Raw genomic sequence first — 17456 nt, forward strand, 5'->3', positions numbered from 1 at the left:
CCGCCCTCAGAACAGCATCGCCGCGCTCTCGTCGACGCTGAACCGGGGCCCGGCGCCGCGGCTCGCGTCGCGCACGCGAGAGAAGCTGCGTCGAGGGGCCGGCACCTGCTCGGCCTCGGTGCGCACGTCCAGGCCGTGCACTCGCACCAGCGGGCGAACGCGGCGCGCCAGCCACTGGCGATATGCCTGGGCGGCCTCGGCGGAGGTGCCCGGATACAGCCCCCGATACGACGAGACCAGCTGCGGATGCTCGCGCTGCAGCCATTGGAAGAACCACGGCTTCACTCCCGGCCGCAGGTGCAGAGCGCCGTAGATCACGTGGTCGGCGCCGCTGGCCTTGATCCGTCGCAGCGCCTCGTCGATCGCCGCGACCGAGTCGGTCAGATGTGGCAGCACCGGCATGAGGAACACGCCCACCCGGAAGCCGGCGTCGGTGAGCGCGCGCACCGTGTCCAGCCGTGCCTGCGTGGACGGCGTGCCCGGCTCGATCGACCGCTGCAGCGCATCGTCGTACATCGCGATCGACATCTGCACGTCCACGGGCACCTGTTTCGCAGCCTCCACCAGCAGAGGGATGTCGCGCCGAATCAGCGTCCCCTTGGTGAGGACCGACATCGGCGTGCCGGCATCCGCGAGGGCCCGGATGATCCCCGGCATGAGTCGGTACCGGCCCTCCGCTCGCTGATACGGGTCGGTGTTGGTGCCCAGGGCGACCGTCTCGCGCTGCCAGGACCCGCGCTGCAGCTCCTTCCGCAGCACGTCGACGACGTTGGTCTTCACGACGATCTGCGAATCGAAGTCGGCTCCGCCGTCGAGGTCGAGGTACTCGTGCGTGCCGCGAGCGAAGCAATATGAGCACGCATGGCTGCAGCCACGGTAGGGATTGATGGTCCAGCGGAACGGCATGCGCGAGGCGGCGGGAACCGCGTTGAGCGCGGACTTCGCGAGCACCTCGTGGAAGGTCATCCCGGCGAACTCGGGGGTGTCGACCGATCGCACGATCCCGCTGCGGTTCTCCAGGCCCGGCAGCGCGTCCGCGTCCTCGTCGTCGATCGTCTGTCCCTGCCACCGCATGTCATCAATTCGAACACATGATCCAATCTCCGGTCAAGCACTCGTTCGTATATTTGTACAGCGCGATGCGTCGCGCTCGTGTGGGCGAGAATGGTTCAGTGAGCGCAGCGCAACCCCGTCACGCCGCGCGCGGTTCGCTCGCCGTCCGGATCGCGACTCCGATCGGCGTGCTGTTCACCGCGGCGGCGTCGCTGGCGACCCTCTGCGCAGTCATCGCCGGCCAGTCGCTCGATGTCGCCGCGCTGCCGGCGCCCGCCGCGGCGATGGCGATCCCGAAGGTGCAGGTCGAGGCATCCGTTGCCGCGAACCCGTGCATCGACGAGCAGGTCCGCGCGTCCCTTGCTGGTGGTGACGACGCCGCCGTCGTGCAGGCATTCGGCGGCGGGGCGGAGTTCCGCGAGGCGGTGGTCGGCGGCAACGCGCCGTGCATCTCGCTGGACGATCCCGAGCGCAGCTGGGTCGTCGTCAACAAGCAGCGGCCGCTGCGGCCGCTGAGCTTCGCGCCGGCATCCCTGGCGGATATCGCGCTGCGCGCGACCACGCGCTCGAACGAGCTGCGGCCAGAGCCCAAGGCGGCGCTGGAGGCGATGGCCCGCGACGCGCGGGAGGCGGGCGTCGGCGTGCTCGGCATCAACAACGGCTACCGCTCGTACGCCGTGCAGGAGCGCACGTACGCGGGTCACGTGCGCGACCGGGGTCAGGGTGGAGCGGATGCCGTCTCAGCGCGCCCCGGCTTCAGCGAGCATCAGACCGGTCTCGCTTTCGACCTCGTCGCGTGCGGCGACGGCTGCGGCGGAATCGAGGCGTTCGGGCCCACCGCCCAGGGACGCTGGGTCGCCGAGAACGCGTGGCGGTACGGGTTCATCGTCCGCTACGAGCACGACCGCACCGGCACCACCGGGTACGACCCCGAGCCCTGGCACATCCGCTACATCGGGGCCGAGCTCGCGAAGGCCTATCACGAAGGCGGATTCCACACCCTCGAGGAGTTCTTCGCGCTTCCGGAAGCACCGGATTACGCGCCCTGAGGCATCCCACAAACGCGAAACGCAGTACCAGGGTGGGTGAGACCTGTTCCCACAAACGACTGTCCGCGGGTGCCGCATCGCGCCTAGACTCGCGGGTGCGAAGAGGCACAGATCGTCAGGAGGATGCCATGGAACGCGACATCTACGAAGAGGACCACGAGGCCTTCCGTGACCTGGTGAAGGACTTCGTGAAGCGGCACGTCTCGAACGAGTCGATCGAGCGCTGGGATGCCGCCGGAGAGATCGACCGCGAGACCCTGCGCGCCGCCGGGGAGGCCGGCATCATGGGTCTGTCCGTCCCGGAGGAGTTCGGCGGCGCGGGGATGCTGCAGGACTACCGCTTCCGCGCGATCGTGAACGAGGAGGTCATCGGGGCCGGCGCCGGATCGCTCGCCGGCGCCCTCGGCATCCAGGACGACCTCGCCGTGCCCTACCTCGTGCACATGGGCACGCAGGAGCAGAAGCAGAAGTGGCTGCCGCGCATGGCGACCGGCGAGGTCCTCGGCGCGCTCGCGATGACCGACCCCGGCGCGGGCAGCGACCTGCGCGGCATCAAGACCAACGCGAAGAAGGTCGACGGCGGCTACATCCTCAACGGCGCCAAGACCTTCATCTCGTCGGGAACGACGGCCGACATCGTCGTCACGTTCGTCAAGACCGGCGAGGGCAACCGCCCCGATGCGTTCAGCCTGCTGGTCGTCGAGAAGGGCATGGCCGGATTCGACCAGGGCAAGAAGCTCAACAAGATGGGCTTCCACGGCTGGGACACCGCCGAGCTGAGCTTCACCGACGTCTTCGTCCCCGACGACAACCTCATCAGCGGCAAGGAGGGGCAGGGCTTCATCCAGCTGATGATGAACCTGCCGCTCGAGCGCCTCTCGATCGCCGTCTCCGCCGCCGCCGTGATCGAGGCGGCGGTGAAGTGGACGGTGGGGTACACCAAGGAGCGCGATGCGTTCGGTGAGCGCGTGATCGACTTCCAGAACACCCGCTTCCGCATCGCCGACATGGTGACGTCGCGCGACGCCGTGTGGGCATACGTCGATCAGGGGCTGCGCGCCTACGCCGCGCAGAAGCTCACCGCGGAAGAGGCCGCGCAGCTGAAGTTCTGGACCACCGAGCGCGAGTGGGAGGTGCTCGACATGGGAGTGCAGCTGCACGGCGGTTACGGCTACATCATGGAGTACCCGATCGCGCGCGCTTTCACCGACGCACGCGTGCACCGCATCTACGGCGGCACGAACGAGATCATGCGCGAGATCGTCGGGCGCCAGGTCGCCGGCAAGCGCTGACCCTCGGCCGCTGCCCGCTCAGGCGGGCTGCCAGGGGAACGTGAGGCTGAGAATCAGCGCGGATGCCACGATCACGCCGACGGTGAAGACCGTGTCGCGCGTCCGCCACGGCACGAGGTGGCGCTCAGTGCGGGTCGGGTGCGCGCCGAAGGCGCGGGCATCCATCGACAGCGCGACGCGCTCGGCATGCCGGATGCCGGATGCCAGCAGCGGGACGATGTATCCCCAGGCCCGCACGAGGCGAGCGAACGGACCACGGCCGCGGCCGTGCCCGCGCACCCGGTGCGCCGCGCGGATGATCGAGAGCTCGTAGCCGAAGCGCGGCACGAACCGGTAGGCGGCCAGCGCGGTGTAGCCGATCCGATACGGCACGCGCAGCTGCTGCACGGTGGCCCGCACCAGGTCGGGGCCCGCCGTGGTCAGCCCGCCCACCAGAGCGAGCGTCAGCACCGCCGCCAGGCGCAGTGCCGTGGCGAACCCGATCGCCAGCGCGCCCGATCGCAGCATCCAGTCCCCGATCTGCAGCACCATGGGCGTGTGCGCGACCTGATCCGGGGCGATCCACACCCCGAACCCGACGGTCATCACGGCGACGCCCAGCGGCACGCCGAGCAGCAGCACTGCCGCCGCGCGCGCGGTGAGCCGGGCCCCGGACAGCACGAGCGCGTACGCCAGAGCGAGGAACAGCGCCGGGGTGAGCACGTCGCGGGTGGCGACCAGCAGTGCCATCGCCGGCAGCACGGCGCCGAGCTTCGCGAGCGGATTCAGGTGGTGCAGCCACTGGCGCGGCGCTGCCGGCATCTGCGCATAGGGGTCCGTCGGGACGGGCTCGGTCACCGGTGCGGCGGCGCGCGCGGCCGGGTCTGCTGCCGAGTCGGCGGCATCCGGCGCCTCCGCCACCGCGAGCACCTCTGCGGCCGGCCCGGCGGCGCGCACCGCGCCGGCGTCGACCAGCACCGCGTGCGTGGCGTACTCGGCGACCAGGCGCAGATCGTGCGTGACGATGACGATGGTCGTGCCGGCCTGCTGCAGGTCCTGCAGCAGACCGAGCAGCTCCGCCGCGCGCGCGCGATCCTGCCCGAAGGTGGGCTCGTCGAGGGCCACGATCGCGGGGCGCGTGATGAGTGCGGTGCCCACCGACAGGCGCCGCTTCTCGCCGCCCGAGAGCAGGAACGGGTGCACGTCGGCCTTGTGCGTCAACCCGAAGCGGGCGAGCATCTCGTCGACCCGCCGGGCGATCTCGACCTCGGCGACCCGCTGCAGGCGCAGCCCGTGCGCCAGCTCCTCGCGCGCCGTCGCGGACACGAACTGGTGCTCCGGGTTCTGGAACACGAACCCGACGTGCGCGGCCAGCTGCCGCGGCGTCGCGCGCCCGGCATCCACTTCGCCGAGCATCACCGCACCATGCGGCGGCGCGACCACCCCACCCAGCGCCTGCAGCAGCGTCGTCTTGCCGGCGCCGTTGGGCCCGATGATCGCCGTGAACGATCCGGATGCCACGTCGAGCGCGGGCACCTCGAGCACGGGTGTGCCGCGCTTGCCGACCACGAGATCCCGCACGCGGATGGCCGTGCGCGCGGGGTCGGCGGCGACCGGGTGCGCGTGGCGCGCGGTGTCGAGCCAGGACGGCAGCCACACGCCGAGTCCGCGCAGCAGATCCACGTGAGAGCGGATCGTCGCCTCCGCCGGCCCGTCGAGCACCAGCCGCCCCTCCGCGTCGAGCACGATCACGCGGGTGGCGATGCGGATCGCGGCATCGATGTCGTGCTCGATCAGGATGACGGCGCGCTCGCCGGCATCCGCCGCCAGCGGCGTCAGTGCCGCGTAGACATCGGCGACGCCGCGCGGGTCGAGGTTCGCGGTGGGCTCGTCGAGCACGATCACCCGCGACTGCATCGCCAGGGCGCAGGCGATCGCCAGCCGCTGCCGGCCGCCGCCCGAGAGCAGATCCGGATTCCAGTGCCGCCGTCGCCAGAGGTCGACGCGGCGCAGCGCGCCTTCGGCGCGCGAGAGCACCTCGGATGCCGGCAGGCGCAGGTTCTCCAGCGCGAACGCCACCTCGTCGAGCACCGTGCCGGTGACCAGCTGCGAGTCCGGATCCTGGAACACCATGGAGATGTCGGTGCTGAGCGCGGCGACCGGCGTGCGGCGGGTGTCGCGCCCGGCCACCTCGACGACCCCTTCGAGCTGCGCCTGCACCGACTGCGGGATCAGTCCGTTCAGAGCCAGCGCGAGAGTGGACTTTCCGCATCCGCTCGGGCCGAGCACGAGCACCACCTCGCCGGCGTGCACATCGAACGAGACTCCACTCGGAGCCGGGCGCGCAGCGCCGGCGTGCGTGATGCTGAGATCGCGCACGCGCAGCAGGGGCCGGGAAGTGCGCGCGGACGGGTCGTCTGCCGGCGAGGCGTCCGGCGAACCCGCCCCGCGGTCGTCCTGCGCGTGGGGAGTCACTTCGGCGCGACGCCCGCCCGTCGCAGGGCGTTGCCGATGGCGATCCCGATCGCGGTCCAGGCCACCGGGCCGAGAACCGACACGATCAGGTACGCCAGCTGCACCCACAGCGCGAACCTGCCCAGGTCGACGACGAAGGCGACCACTGCGGCGACGATGACGCCGATGATCGCCGCTGAGACGAAGAAGCGCCAACGCCCCCACAGCCGATAACGGGTGAGCGCGGCCACGCCCTCCTGGATCGCACCGAACAGCAGCGCGGTGCCGATGAAGCGCATCGCCCACATCGGTGTGAACGCGCTGGAGATGAGGGCGGCGATCACATGGGTGATGAGCGCGACCAGGGGGCGGCGCAGCACCTCCTGGGCGATGATGCCGGGCAGCACGTGCACGCCGAGCACCAGGCCGTACACGTAGGGGACCACGGCGATCACCCCGACGGTGACCAAGCCGGCGATGCCGCCCAGGATGCCGGTCGCGACGCCGATCGCCGCGCACACGAGAAGCGTGCGCGTGCTCAGGGCAGAACGGAGGCGGGCCACCCGTCAAGGGTATCGGCAAGCCCCGCCGGCACGGCGGCCGGTGGGGCCGTGCAAGATCGTCAGGGGGCCAGCGGCAGCAGCTGCGCGATCACCGTATCGCTGACCACGCTCGGCCCGCCCAGCACCACCACCCGCTTCGGCTGCAGGCGCCTCAGCTCGGCGAGCACCGTCGTGGGCAGAGCGCCCTGCGGTGTGAGCAGCACCGGACCGCCGCGTCGTCCGGCGGCTGCCGCACCCGCGAGGGCGTCCGGGAACGCCTGGCCGCTGGCGACGTAGACCACCGGTACGCCCGCTCGCGGGAAGGTCGCCTGCGATACGGCGACGGCCGTGGCATAGCGGTCCGCGCCGGACAGGCGCTGCACGGTGGTGGCGACGCCGGTGGCAGCGGCGGCGAGCGCCGCCGTCTCGTCGCTGACCACACCGGTTTCGCCCAGCACGACGATCCTCGACGGACGAAGTCGGGCGAGGGCGCTCGCGGTGGCATCCGGCAGGGTGGCGCGGCGCGTGAGAAGAACGGGTGCGCCGGTCGACCCGGCCGCCGCCGCACCGGCGAGGGCATCCGGGAAGTTCATCCCGTCCGCCAGATACACGACCTGCGCCGACGGCCACAATGCGGAGACGTCCGCCGCCGTGGCGAACCGGTCGACGCCCGAGAGCCGCCGCGGGGTGCCTCCGACGATCGAGCCGATCTGGCGTTCCACGGTCTCGCTCACCACGCCGGGGCCGCCGACGACGACAGTCTGGCTCGGTCGCAGGGCACCGAGTTCCTTCCGCGTCTGGTCGGGCAGTCCGGTCGGGCGCGTGAGCAGCACCGGGGCGCCCGCTCGTGCGGCTGCCGCAGCAGCCGAGAGCGCGTCCGGGAAATCGCTGCCGGCGGTCACGTATGCCGCTCCGATGCCGTGGAACGGGTGCGCGCGGAACGAGACCCGAGCGGCCGTCGCGTAGCGGTCCGCCCCGAACTGCCGCTCGACGAAGTCGAACGGCGTGGTGAAGCGCACCGGAGCGGTGTACGCTCCGGTGCCCGAGGCGTTGACAGCGGCGACGCTGAACTCGTACGTCGTCTCGGGATCCAGCCCGTCGATGAAGATGTTGGCCGCCGACCAGGCCTGCTCGCGCACGACCTTGCCGTACGCGGTGAGACGGATGCGGTAGCCGGTCGCCCCTGGCACGTCCCGCCAGGTGAACTGCACTTCGGCGTCGCCGAGGGCGATGCGCACGGGGGCGGACGGGCGCTGCGGCGCAGTCGCCAGCGGGCGGGTGGCCGGCACGCGATCGACTGCCATCGCCGGGGTGGTCACGCCCATGGTGAGCGCCAGCAGAAGGGGGAGCAGGATGAGATTGCGCACGAGTGCAGGCGTCGCCGTCCGAGCGGGCATCTGCTCCTCCTTCTCGATGTCCGAACCCAGCGTAGTCAGCCGTGGGGCGTCGTCCGCGCCGGGGCTGACGTCGGCGGCCATGGCTACGCTGGACGGATGGCGCAGTCGTACCCGTATGAGCCCTTCGACGAACCCCCGCCGGAGGACATGGACTGGATGCCGCCCGAGGACGGCTGGGAGCCGCCGCTGGACTGGGGCTCGGCGCCGATGACGCCGGTGCTGGCATCCGCCTCGCCTGCCGCGGCGCCTTCTGTCGCGCGTTCTGCCGCGCCGTCGCGCTTTCCGACGGCGATCGACGCGCTGCGCACGGTGTTCGGATACGACGCGTTCCGCGGTGACCAGGCGGCAATCGTCGAGCACGTGATCGGCGGCGGCGACGCGGTCGTGCTCATGCCCACCGGCGGCGGCAAGTCGATCACCTACCAGGTCCCCGCCCTCGTGCGGGAGGGCACGGGTCTGGTCATCAGTCCGCTGATCGCCCTCATGCACGACCAGGTCGACGCGCTGCGCGCCAACGGGGTGCGGGCGGCGTATCTGAACTCCACCCAGGCGCCCGACGAGCGGCGCGAGGTGGAGCGCGCGTACCTCGCGGGCGAGCTCGACCTCATCTACGTCGCACCGGAGCGGCTGTCATCGGGGCAGACCACTCAGCTGCTGCAGCGAGGGGCGCTCAGCGTCATCGCGATCGACGAGGCGCACTGCGTCTCGCAGTGGGGCCACGACTTCCGCCCTGACTACCTCGCGCTCGGCGAGCTCGCCGAGCGATTCCCGGGCGTGCCGCGCATGGCCCTCACCGCCACTGCGACGCGCGCGACCCATCAGGAGCTCAGCGAACGGCTCCGCCTGGACCGTGCGGCGCATTTCGTGGCGAGCTTCGACCGCCCCAACATCCAGTACCGCATCGTGCCGAAGGTCGAGCCGCGCAAGCAGCTGGTCGAGTTCATCCGGTCGCAGCCCGACGGCGCTGCGGGCATCGTCTACGCGCTCAGCCGCAAGTCGGTGGAGCAGACGGCGGAGTACCTGGCATCCCGCGGCCTCGACGCCCTGCCGTACCACGCCGGTCTTCCCGCCGAGGTGCGCGCCGCGAACCAGTCCCGGTTCCTGCGCGAGGAGGGCGTGGTGATGGTCGCGACCATCGCTTTCGGAATGGGCATCGACAAGCCCGACGTGCGCTTCGTCGCGCACATCGACCTGCCGAAGTCGGTGGAGGGCTACTACCAGGAGACCGGTCGCGCGGGTCGCGACGGCGAGCCCTCGGTGGCATGGATGGCGTATGGTCTGGGCGACGTCGTGCAGCAGCGCCGCCTGATCGATCAGAGTCCCGGCGACCGCACCTTCAAGATGCGCCTCGGCCAGCACCTCGACGCGATGCTCGCGCTCTGCGAGACCGTCGAGTGCCGCCGGCGGAACCTGCTGAACTACTTCGGGCAGAGCCTCGCAGCGGATCAGGCGGAGGGATGCGGGAACTGCGACACCTGTCTGGAGCCAGCCGACACGTTCGACGGACTCATCCCAGCCCAGAAGCTGCTGTCGACGATCGTTCGACTCAAGCGCGAGCGCAACCAGGCGTTCGGCGCCGGCCATCTGATCGACATCCTGCGCGGGGCGTCGAACGACCGCATCCGCAAGATGCGGCACGAGCACCTCGCCACGTACGGCATCGGCGCCGACCTGTCCGACCAGGACTGGCGCAGCGTCGTGCGTCAGCTGCTCGCCCGGGGCGTCCTCGTGGCGCAGGGCGAGTACGGCACGCTGGCGCCGGGAGACGCCGCCGGCGCCGTGCTGCGCGGCGAGACCCCGGTGCCGTTGCGCAAGGACACCATCGGGCGGGTGAGCGCCGGTCGGGTGCGCAAGGCGAGTGCGGCGGATGCTCTGGATGCCGGTGACCGCGGCCTCTTCGAAGCGCTGCGCGCCTGGCGCGCCGAGACCGCGCGTGCGCAGGGGGTGCCCGCCTACATCGTCTTCGGCGACGCCACGCTGCGCGCGCTGGCCGAGCACCGTCCGTCGTCGGTCGGCGAGCTGGGCGGGATCAGCGGCATCGGCGAGAAGAAGCGCGACGCGTACGGAGACGCCGTGCTCGAGGTCATCGCCGGGCACTGAGGCGCGTGGCGGCGCAGACCCTTCTCGTGAGAGTTCGGAAACGTCAGACGGTTCGTTTCGGTCGACGGCATCCGCGCAGCTGCCGAGAACGATCGTTTTCCGCAGGGCGCACACCTCTGCCGCCGCACCCGGTTGGAGAGGCCTCCGACGGCTCATGAACCGTGACCTTTCCGTGACCTTATGGGTGTGGAATCCGGGTCCAGAGCCCCGCTCAATGTCGGTACCCCTCTCCACAATGGAGTCATGGCCCTCTTCACCGACATCGACGCACAGGTCGCCGCGCTGCGCGACTTGTTCGGCGCAGAGGTGACGCCTGAGGAGCTGGCGGGGCGCATGTCGGCGTTCAGCAGCGAGAAGCTCGTGGACGCCATGGTCGCCGCCGCCGCGCTCGCGCGCTGCGCGGAGCGGATCAGCATCATCGGCGCGGGCGTCGCCGCGACGAGGTCCAGTCGCGACGCGGGACAAGACGGACTCGCGCAGCGTCGCGGTCACCGCACACCCGCCGCGCTTGTGCAGCAGATCACCGGCACCACTCAGGGCGAGGCGCAGCGGCAGGTGCGGCTGGGACAGTCGATCCTCGACGCGGAGTGCGGGGCAGGGGCGGATGCCGGCGCAACGGACTCTGCGGGCGCGGCGGGCGGCGCAGGGGCGGATGCCGGCGATGCTGCGCCCGGAAGTGACGACGCGCCACGCCGAGAGTCATGGCACGCGCCGCTGTCGGCGGCGCTGCTGCAGGGGCGGATCTCGTCCGCGCAGCAGGATGCGATCCAGCGCGGGCTGGGGCAGCCAGTCGACGACGGTGACGACACGCATGCGGCCTGGTGTGCGGCGGCGGAGCAGCTGGTCCTCGAAGCATGCGAGCGCACCGTGGAAGAGCTGCGGATCCAGGCGCGGGCGATCCGCGACCAGCTCGACCCGGAGGGCGCCGAGCGCCGCTTCCTGGAGCGGTACGAGCGACGCTCATTCCGCATGTGGACCGATGCGGACGGCATCGAGCGCGGGCGGATCGATTTCGAGGACGACGGCGCCGCCTGGGTGCGCGCCATCCGCGACGCAGCGCTGCGACCGCGGCGTGGCGGACCGCGATTCGTGGACTCCGCCGAGGCTCGCCGCGCCGAGGACCTCACCGCCGACCCGCGCACCAACGACCAGCTGGGCTACGACCTGCTCCTCGATCTGCTGCGAGCCGGGGCGCTCGCAGAGTCCGGCGCGGTATTCGGTACCCGGCAGGCCGGAGTGCGCATCGTGCAGGTCGTCGACGACGCAGGCGGAAGCGTCGCCGCACGCACCGAGGACTATGGCCACCCGCTTCCCCCGGCAGCTGTAGATCACCGCATCTGCGAGAGCGGCGCTGTGACCGTCAGGGTCGACCGGTGCGGCAACCCGCTGGATGTGGGGCGTGAGCATCGTCTGTTCACCCCCGCGCAGCGGATCGCGCTCGCCATACGCGACGGCGGATGCCGATGGCGCGGCTGCGACCGCCCGGCGTCATACGGCGAAGCGCATCACATCGACGAATGGCACCGCGACGGCGGTCGCACCGACATCGACCGCGGCATTCTGCTCTGCCGGCACCACCATATGCAGCTGCATCACGGAGGCTGGCGCGTCACCCGGGACGGTCGCGAGGACTTCGTCCTGCGCCCGCCCGGCGGTCGATCGCCTGTTCCGCTCGCCCCGCGGGCTGCCCTCGTCGCGGCATGGGCGGGCATCGATCCGCCACCGGGCCGATTCCGACCCGGAGCCGCGTGAACGAGGGATAGCCCCGGCGGGTCGTGCAGCCGGGCTGAGACGAGCCGGCTCAGGAGCCGGAACGCACTGCGCTGAACTCCTCGGCGTGCACGCGCACCGTGCTCGCCGCGTGCAGCAGCTTCGAGACCGGGCAGCGCGCGTGCGCGGCGGCGAGAAGCTCCTCGGTCTCCGCGAGCGACAGGCCCTCTGCCGACAGATACGTGTCCACGTGGAACTCGTACCCCGGTCCCGGCTCCGCGTCGTGCAGGCCCACCTCGATGCGCACCGCCGTGCGCCGCTCGCGCTTGACCAGCGACTGCGCCGTGGCGTTCAGACACGTCGACCACGCCAGCGCCAGCAGCTGCTCCGGGTTGGACGCCTGCGGATCAGGATCCGCCGACAGGGGAGAGGCGACCGGCACCGCGATCCCTTCGGTCACGCGAGCCGTCCCCGTGCCGCCGTCGCTGTTGATCGCTTCCGTCCGATACCTCAGGCTCATACCCTCACTATAATTTGGATCACGTACAGAAAAGGCCGCTCGGCTCAGCGCCCGGCACCTTCCCCGACGAGAGACCCGATCCCCGCGATGCCCACCGAGCAGCCCGCGATCGTGCAGTTCCGCCATGTCACCAAGCGGTTCGGCGCGGACGCCACCGAGCGCGCCGCGCTGGACGACATCTCGCTCAGCATCCGCTCCGGTGAGATCTTCGGAATCGTCGGCGAGAGCGGCGCGGGCAAATCCACCCTGCTCGAACTCGTCAACGGCCTGACCGCCCCCACCGACGGCCAGGTGATCGTCGACGACGCCGACGTCGCGGACCTCGACGCTGCCGGACTGCGAGCACTGCGTCGCCGAGTCGGCGTCGTCTTCCAGGGCGTGCACCTGCTCAGCAACAGCACCGTCCGCGACAACGTGCGCCTGCCGCTGCGCCTCGCGCGCCGCGGCGCCGAAGGCGCCTTCGACGCCCGCGCACAGCGGAAGGCCGTCGACGAGATCCTCTCGTTCGTCGGCCTCTCCGACCGAGCGAGCCACTTCCCCGCCCAGCTCAGCGGCGGCGAGCGCCAGCGCGTCGGCCTCGCCCGCGCACTCGTCTCGCGACCGCCCCTGCTGCTGTGCGACGAGCCCACGTCCTCCCTCGACGCCTCCACCACAGCCGGAGTGCTGCGCGTGCTGGCCGACGCGCGCGACGAGCTGGGCACCACCGTCATCGTCATCACCCACGACCTCGACGTCGTCAAAGCCATCTGCGACCGCGCCGCGCTGCTCGAGAGGGGCCGCCTGCGCGAGGTGTTCGAGATCGAAGCTGCCGGTCCGCGCTCCGTGCCCAGCTACTACGAGCAGGTCAGAAGAGAGCTGATGCCGTGACCTGGCTCACCGACCTGCTCGCCGAGTACGGCCCCGACATCGCCGAGTCCATGGCCGAGACCGGCTACATGATGCTCGTCTCGCTGCTCGCGGCCGTGCTCCTCGGCCTGCCCCTCGGCGTGATCGTCACCATCACCGCCCGGGGAGGCATCGCCGAGAACCGCGTGGTGAACACCATCGCCGACCTCTACATCAACATCGTGCGCTCGTTCCCGTTCCTGCTGCTGGTGGTCTTCCTCATCCCGTTCACGCGCGCGGTGATCGGCACCAGCTTCGGCACCCAGGCCGCGACGCTGCCGCTGTGCTTCGTCGCCGTGGCGATCTACGCCCGACTCACCGAGCAGATCCTCCGCGAGATCCCACCCGGCGTCTCGAAGGTCGCGCTGGCCAGCGGCGCGACGGTACCGCAGGCGGTGTTCCGGATGCTGCTGCCCGAGGCCCGCTCAGGACTCGTCTACGCCCTGACATCCGCCGCGATCAGCCTGCTCTCATACTCCACCGTGCTCGGCGTCGTGGGGGGAGGCGGCATCGGCGACTTCGCCATGCGCTACGGCTATCAGGTCTACAACGACAGCCTCATGTACCTCACGATCGTCATCATCATCGTCTGCGTGCTGGCCATCCAGGCCGTCGGTCATCGCACCTCGGTCCGACTCGACCACCGCTGAGCGACGCGCCCCGCAATCCTGTACCCCCGCCCCGCAATCCTGTACCCCAATCGAAACGGAAGACACCCATGAAGAAGTCACGCGTCGCCTTCGCCGCAGCCGGCCTCGGGCTCGCGCTCGTCGCCGCGGGCTGCGCACCCGCAGCCGAAGAGAAGGCGGATGCCGGTGCCGGCCACCCGACCGTGCTCAAGGTCGCCGCCGTCACCTCGCCGATGACCGACGTCGTCGAGGCCGCGGGCGACGCGATCGAGGAGGGCTACGAGGTCGATCTCGTCGAGGTGGGCGACTACATCACCGCCAACACCATCCTGAACAGCGGCGATGTGTACGCGAACTTCTCGCAGCACATCCCGTACATGCAGGCCTTCAACGAGGGCAACGACGCGAAACTCGTCGGCGTGCAGCCGGTGTACAACTTCGTCATCGCCTTCTACTCCAAGACCCTCGACGATATCGCCGATCTGCCCGAGGGTGCGAAGGTCGCCATCCCCGACGACCCCTCGAACACCGGTCGCGCGCTCAAGCTGCTCGCGGCGAACGACGTGATCACGCTCGACCCCGCGGTCGACCCCTATGCCGCCACCGTGAAGGACGTCGTCGACAACCCCAAGGACGTCGAGTTCCTGCAGGTGGCCATCTCCTCTCTCAACGCCGCGTACGAAGAGGCCGACCTGGTCTTCCAGTGGCCGTCGCACATCATCGCCCTCGGGCTGACCCCGCAGGAGGACGGCCTGATCACCGAGCTCGACGACCGCTTCGCGCTGAACCTGGTGGTGCAGCAGAAGGACGCCGACTCGAAGGCCACCGAAGCGCTGCGCAAGGCCTTCACCAGCGATGAGGTCCGCAAGGTCATCGAGGGCAACGGCACCATCGAGACAGCCTGGTGACTGTCGTCACATGACAAGGCAGCCGGGGGCGCTGCCCGGGCGGAGTTGTCGAAGACTCACAGCCGACTTCGTGTCACGTTGTCGGACTTCTACCGTTGACAGTGCCCCCGCTTTGATCTGAGAGGATCCGTCATGGTCGATGCCGCCATCCGCCCCGCCGTCTCCGATGCCGCCGACACCCCTGAAGGCGGTATCGACGTCGCCCGTGTGCATGAGCTGCTGATGGGCACGTGGGCCGACACGCGACGTCAGGCGCGCGAGATGATCAAGGACCCGGCGTTCTGGCGCGACGACAGCCTCCGCATGGACGAGCACCGTGAGCGCGTGCTCACCCAGCTGCACCTGCTGGTCGAGAACGGCGCGGTGCATCGGGCCTTCCCCAAGCGCTTCGGCGGCGAGGAGAACAACGGCGCCAACATCGCCGGGTTCGAAGAGCTCGTGGTGGCCGACCCCAGCCTGCAGATCAAGTCGGGAGTGCAGTGGGGTCTGTTCGGCTCGGCGATCCTGCAGCTGGGCACCGCCGAGCACCACGACAAGTGGCTGCCCGGCGTGATGGATCTCTCGCTGCCCGGCGCCTTCGCGATGACCGAGATCGGCCACGGCTCTGACGTCGCGTCGGTGGGCACCACCGCCACCTACGACCCCGAGACCGAGCAGTTCGTCATCCACACGCCGTTCCGCGGCGCCACCAAGGAGTACCTCGGCAACGCCGCGCTGCACGGCGTCGCGGCGACAGTGTTCGCCCAGCTCATCACGAACGGCGTCAACCACGGCGTGCACTGCTTCTACGTGCCGCTGCGCGGCGACGACGGGCAGGACCTGCCCGGCATCCGCCGTGAGGACGACGGGCTCAAGGGCGGGCTGAACGGCATCGACAACGGTCGGCTCAGCTTCGACCACGTGCGCATCCCGCGCACCAACCTGCTCAACCGCTACGGCGACGTCGCCGCCGACGGCACCTACTCGAGCGAGATCGACAGTCCCGGCCGCCGCTTCTTCACGATGCTCGGCACCCTCGTGCAGGGCCGCGTCTCGCTCGACGGCGCCGCCTCGTGGGCATCCGCCCTCGGCCTGCACATCGCCATCACCTACGGTTCGCAGCGTCGCCAGTTCGACGGCGCCGACGGCTCCGAGACCGTGCTGCTCGATTACGGCAAGCACCAGCGCCGCCTGCTGCCGCGCCTGGCGACCACCTATGCGCACATCTTCGCGCACGACGAGTTCCTGCAGAAGTTCGACGGAGTCTTCTCGGCTCGCATCGACACGCCGCAGGACAGGGAGGACCTCGAGACGCTCGCCGCCGCCCTCAAGCCGCTGTCGACCTGGCATGCGCTGGACACCCTGCAGGAGGCCCGTGAGGCCTGCGGCGGCGCCGGCTTCATGTTCGAGAACCGGCTGGTCGGGCTGAGAGCCGACCTCGACATCTACGCCACCTTCGAGGGCGACAACAACGTGCTGCTGCAGCTGGTCGGCAAGCGCCTGCTCACCGACTTCGCACGGCAGTTCAAGGGCAAGGACGCCGCAGCGCTGGCGAAGTACGCGGTCGGCCAGACTGCGGGCAAGGTGTTCCACGGTGCGGGACTGCGCGCGCTCGGCCAGACCGTCGCCGACTTCGGACAGGTCGCCCGCTCGGTCGAGCTCGGCCTGCGCGAAGAGCAGCAGCACGAGATGCTCACCGAGCGCGTGCAGCAGATGGTGGCCGACATCGCCGGGCGACTGCGCGCCGCAGGCAAGGACCGGGCGCGTGCCGAGAAGCTGTTCAACGAGAATCAGGCGCAGCTCATCGAAGCCGCCCGCGCGCACGGGGAGCTGCTGCTGTGGGAGGCCTTCACCGACGCGGTCAACGCGATCGAGGACGCCCGCACCCGCACGGTGCTGACCTGGCTGCGCGACCTGTTCGGTCTCTCGCTCATCGAGAAGCACCTCGCCTGGCACCTCATCAACGGACGCCTGTCGACGCAGCGCGCAGCGGCCGTCTCGCGCTACATCGATCGGCTCTGCGCGCGGCTGCGTCCGCACGCTCTCGAGCTCGTGCAGGCCTTCGGCTACGAGCCCGAGCACGTGCGCGCGCCGATCGCGAGCGGCGCCGAGCAGCAGCGTCAGGACGAGGCACGCGCCTACTACGCGGCTCTCGAGGCGTCCGGCGAGGCGCCGGTGTCGGAGAAGAGCCTGCGCAAGGCCCAGAAGCGCTCCTGATCTCACCTCGGGGTACGGCAGCCCGAGGTGCGGTCACAGGTAGCGTGAGGTGGTGAGCTCATTGCGCATCGGACCCGACGACCGTGCCCGCTGCGCGTGGGTGGGCGACGACGCCGAGTACCGGCGCTACCACGACGAGGAGTGGGGCCGCCCACTGCACGGAGACCGCGCACTCTTCGAGAAGATGGCGCTCGAGGGATTCCAGGCCGGGCTCAGCTGGATCACCGTCCTGCGCAAGCGCCCGCACTTCCGCGAGGTGTTCGCAGGCTTCGACCCGGCACGAGTCGCCGGCTTCGGTGCGGACGACGTGGAGCGACTGATGGCGGATGCCGGCATCATCCGCAACCGCGCGAAGATCCAGGCCACGATCTCCAACGCCGCCCTGGTACGCGACATGGCGGAAGGGGAGCTGGACGCGCTGATGTGGTCATTCGCGCCGCCGGCATCCGACCGCCCGCGAACGCTCGACGACATCCCCGCGGTGACCGACGCGTCCAGCGCGCTCAGCCGTGCGCTGCGCTCGCGAGGATTCCGCTTCGTCGGTCCGACCACGATGTACGCGCTCATGCAGTCCGCGGGCATGGTCGACGACCACGTCGAGGGATGCTGGCGCGCCCACTGACCCGCGCGCGACACGAAGCGGCGCCGCATGGGCACCTCTCCCCATCGCGCCCCGCGGAGGCATCTGCGACCCTTCTGTAGGATTATCCACGGCGTTTCGCAATGCCCGAGGGGGGAATGA

14 protein-coding genes are annotated in these 17456 nt (G+C 70.5%); 9 read left to right on the top strand and 5 right to left on the bottom strand.

Annotated features, from left to right (window positions below; all coding sequences use genetic code 11):
- Positions 1–6: 6 nt before the first annotated feature.
- Positions 7–1074 (bottom strand): Rv2578c family radical SAM protein, encoded by a 1068-nt coding sequence (locus WFG93_RS03790; protein WP_336644978.1) that lies wholly within the window; start codon positions 1072–1074, stop codon positions 7–9.
- Positions 1075–1172: 98 nt separating this feature from the next.
- Between WFG93_RS03790 and WFG93_RS03795 the strand changes: the two genes are divergently transcribed.
- Together WFG93_RS03795 and WFG93_RS03800 are read left to right on the top strand one after the other, a co-directional pair.
- Positions 1173–2102 carry a M15 family metallopeptidase gene (locus tag WFG93_RS03795; protein ID WP_336644979.1) on the top strand — a complete coding sequence of 310 codons (930 nt, stop codon included), beginning with the start codon at positions 1173–1175 and terminating at the stop codon, positions 2100–2102.
- Between the two features lie 128 nt (positions 2103–2230).
- Positions 2231–3394, top strand: coding sequence for an acyl-CoA dehydrogenase family protein (locus WFG93_RS03800; protein WP_336644980.1), 1164 nt, complete (start codon positions 2231–2233; stop codon positions 3392–3394).
- 18 nt (positions 3395–3412) lie between these two features.
- On the opposite strand, the gene WFG93_RS03805 is transcribed toward WFG93_RS03800, so the two are convergent.
- Genes WFG93_RS03805 through WFG93_RS03815 form a run of 3 tightly spaced genes read right to left on the bottom strand, consistent with a single transcriptional unit; the run spans position 3413 to position 7847 of the window.
- Positions 3413–5848 (bottom strand): ATP-binding cassette domain-containing protein, encoded by a 2436-nt coding sequence (locus WFG93_RS03805; protein ID WP_336644981.1) that lies wholly within the window; start codon positions 5846–5848, stop codon positions 3413–3415.
- Positions 5845–6390 carry an ECF transporter S component gene (locus WFG93_RS03810; protein ID WP_336644982.1) on the bottom strand — a complete coding sequence of 182 codons (546 nt, stop codon included), beginning with the start codon at positions 6388–6390 and terminating at the stop codon, positions 5845–5847. Before WFG93_RS03810 ends, WFG93_RS03805 begins: the two co-directional genes overlap by 4 nt.
- Before the next feature lie 59 nt (positions 6391–6449).
- Positions 6450–7847 carry a cell wall-binding repeat-containing protein gene (locus WFG93_RS03815; RefSeq protein ID WP_336644983.1) on the bottom strand — a complete coding sequence of 466 codons (1398 nt, stop codon included), beginning with the start codon at positions 7845–7847 and terminating at the stop codon, positions 6450–6452.
- A gap of 15 nt (positions 7848–7862) precedes the next feature.
- Here WFG93_RS03815 and recQ point away from each other — a divergent pair, with 15 nt between their 5' ends.
- Together recQ and WFG93_RS03825 are read left to right on the top strand one after the other, a co-directional pair.
- Positions 7863–9866, top strand: coding sequence for a DNA helicase RecQ (gene recQ / locus WFG93_RS03820; protein ID WP_336644984.1), 2004 nt, complete (start codon positions 7863–7865; stop codon positions 9864–9866).
- 243 nt (positions 9867–10109) lie between these two features.
- The gene (locus WFG93_RS03825) at positions 10110–11618 is read left to right on the top strand and encodes an HNH endonuclease signature motif containing protein (protein WP_336644985.1); all 1509 of its coding nucleotides are present in this window, start codon (positions 10110–10112) and stop codon (positions 11616–11618) included.
- A 49-nt stretch (positions 11619–11667) separates the two neighbouring features.
- Here the strand turns inward: WFG93_RS03825 and WFG93_RS03830 are convergent, their stop codons facing one another.
- Positions 11668–12096, bottom strand: coding sequence for an OsmC family protein (locus tag WFG93_RS03830; protein WP_336644986.1), 429 nt, complete (start codon positions 12094–12096; stop codon positions 11668–11670).
- A gap of 87 nt (positions 12097–12183) precedes the next feature.
- On the opposite strand from WFG93_RS03830, the gene WFG93_RS03835 reads away from it, so the two are divergent.
- The 5 genes from WFG93_RS03835 (at position 12184) to WFG93_RS03855 (ending at position 17336) form a co-directional block, all read left to right on the top strand.
- Positions 12184–12963 (top strand): methionine ABC transporter ATP-binding protein, encoded by a 780-nt coding sequence (locus tag WFG93_RS03835; RefSeq protein ID WP_336644987.1) that lies wholly within the window; start codon positions 12184–12186, stop codon positions 12961–12963.
- Entirely contained in the window at positions 12960–13631 is a 672-nt protein-coding gene (locus WFG93_RS03840) for a methionine ABC transporter permease (RefSeq protein ID WP_336644988.1), read from the top strand. The genes WFG93_RS03835 and WFG93_RS03840 overlap by 4 nt, the downstream gene beginning before the upstream one ends.
- A gap of 68 nt (positions 13632–13699) precedes the next feature.
- Entirely contained in the window at positions 13700–14518 is an 819-nt protein-coding gene (locus WFG93_RS03845) for a MetQ/NlpA family ABC transporter substrate-binding protein (RefSeq protein ID WP_336644989.1), read from the top strand.
- A 132-nt stretch (positions 14519–14650) separates the two neighbouring features.
- Complete coding sequence (locus tag WFG93_RS03850; RefSeq protein ID WP_336644990.1) at positions 14651–16714, top strand: acyl-CoA dehydrogenase family protein; 2064 nt, start codon at positions 14651–14653, stop codon at positions 16712–16714.
- Between the two features lie 52 nt (positions 16715–16766).
- Positions 16767–17336, top strand: coding sequence for a DNA-3-methyladenine glycosylase I (locus tag WFG93_RS03855; protein ID WP_336644991.1), 570 nt, complete (start codon positions 16767–16769; stop codon positions 17334–17336).
- Positions 17337–17456: the final 120 nt, after the last annotated feature.

The sequence above is a fragment of the Microbacterium sp. USHLN186 genome (assembly GCF_037145155.1).
Lineage (GTDB): Bacteria > Actinomycetota > Actinomycetes > Actinomycetales > Microbacteriaceae > Microbacterium.

What these genes read in the sequence shown, in the direction of transcription:
- WFG93_RS03830 (WP_336644986.1), bottom strand. Translation starts at nt 12,096, where the DNA reads ATGAGCCTGAGGTATCGGACGGAAGCGATCAACAGCGACGGCGGCACG.
- WFG93_RS03800 (WP_336644980.1), top strand. Translation starts at nt 2,231, where the DNA reads ATGGAACGCGACATCTACGAAGAGGACCACGAGGCCTTCCGTGACCTG.
- WFG93_RS03835 (WP_336644987.1), top strand. Translation starts at nt 12,184, where the DNA reads ATGCCCACCGAGCAGCCCGCGATCGTGCAGTTCCGCCATGTCACCAAG.
- WFG93_RS03850 (WP_336644990.1), top strand. Translation starts at nt 14,651, where the DNA reads ATGGTCGATGCCGCCATCCGCCCCGCCGTCTCCGATGCCGCCGACACC.
- recQ (WP_336644984.1), top strand. Translation starts at nt 7,863, where the DNA reads ATGGCGCAGTCGTACCCGTATGAGCCCTTCGACGAACCCCCGCCGGAG.
- WFG93_RS03790 (WP_336644978.1), bottom strand. Translation starts at nt 1,074, where the DNA reads ATGCGGTGGCAGGGACAGACGATCGACGACGAGGACGCGGACGCGCTG.
- WFG93_RS03845 (WP_336644989.1), top strand. Translation starts at nt 13,700, where the DNA reads ATGAAGAAGTCACGCGTCGCCTTCGCCGCAGCCGGCCTCGGGCTCGCG.
- WFG93_RS03815 (WP_336644983.1), bottom strand. Translation starts at nt 7,847, where the DNA reads ATGGCCGCCGACGTCAGCCCCGGCGCGGACGACGCCCCACGGCTGACT.
- WFG93_RS03825 (WP_336644985.1), top strand. Translation starts at nt 10,110, where the DNA reads ATGGCCCTCTTCACCGACATCGACGCACAGGTCGCCGCGCTGCGCGAC.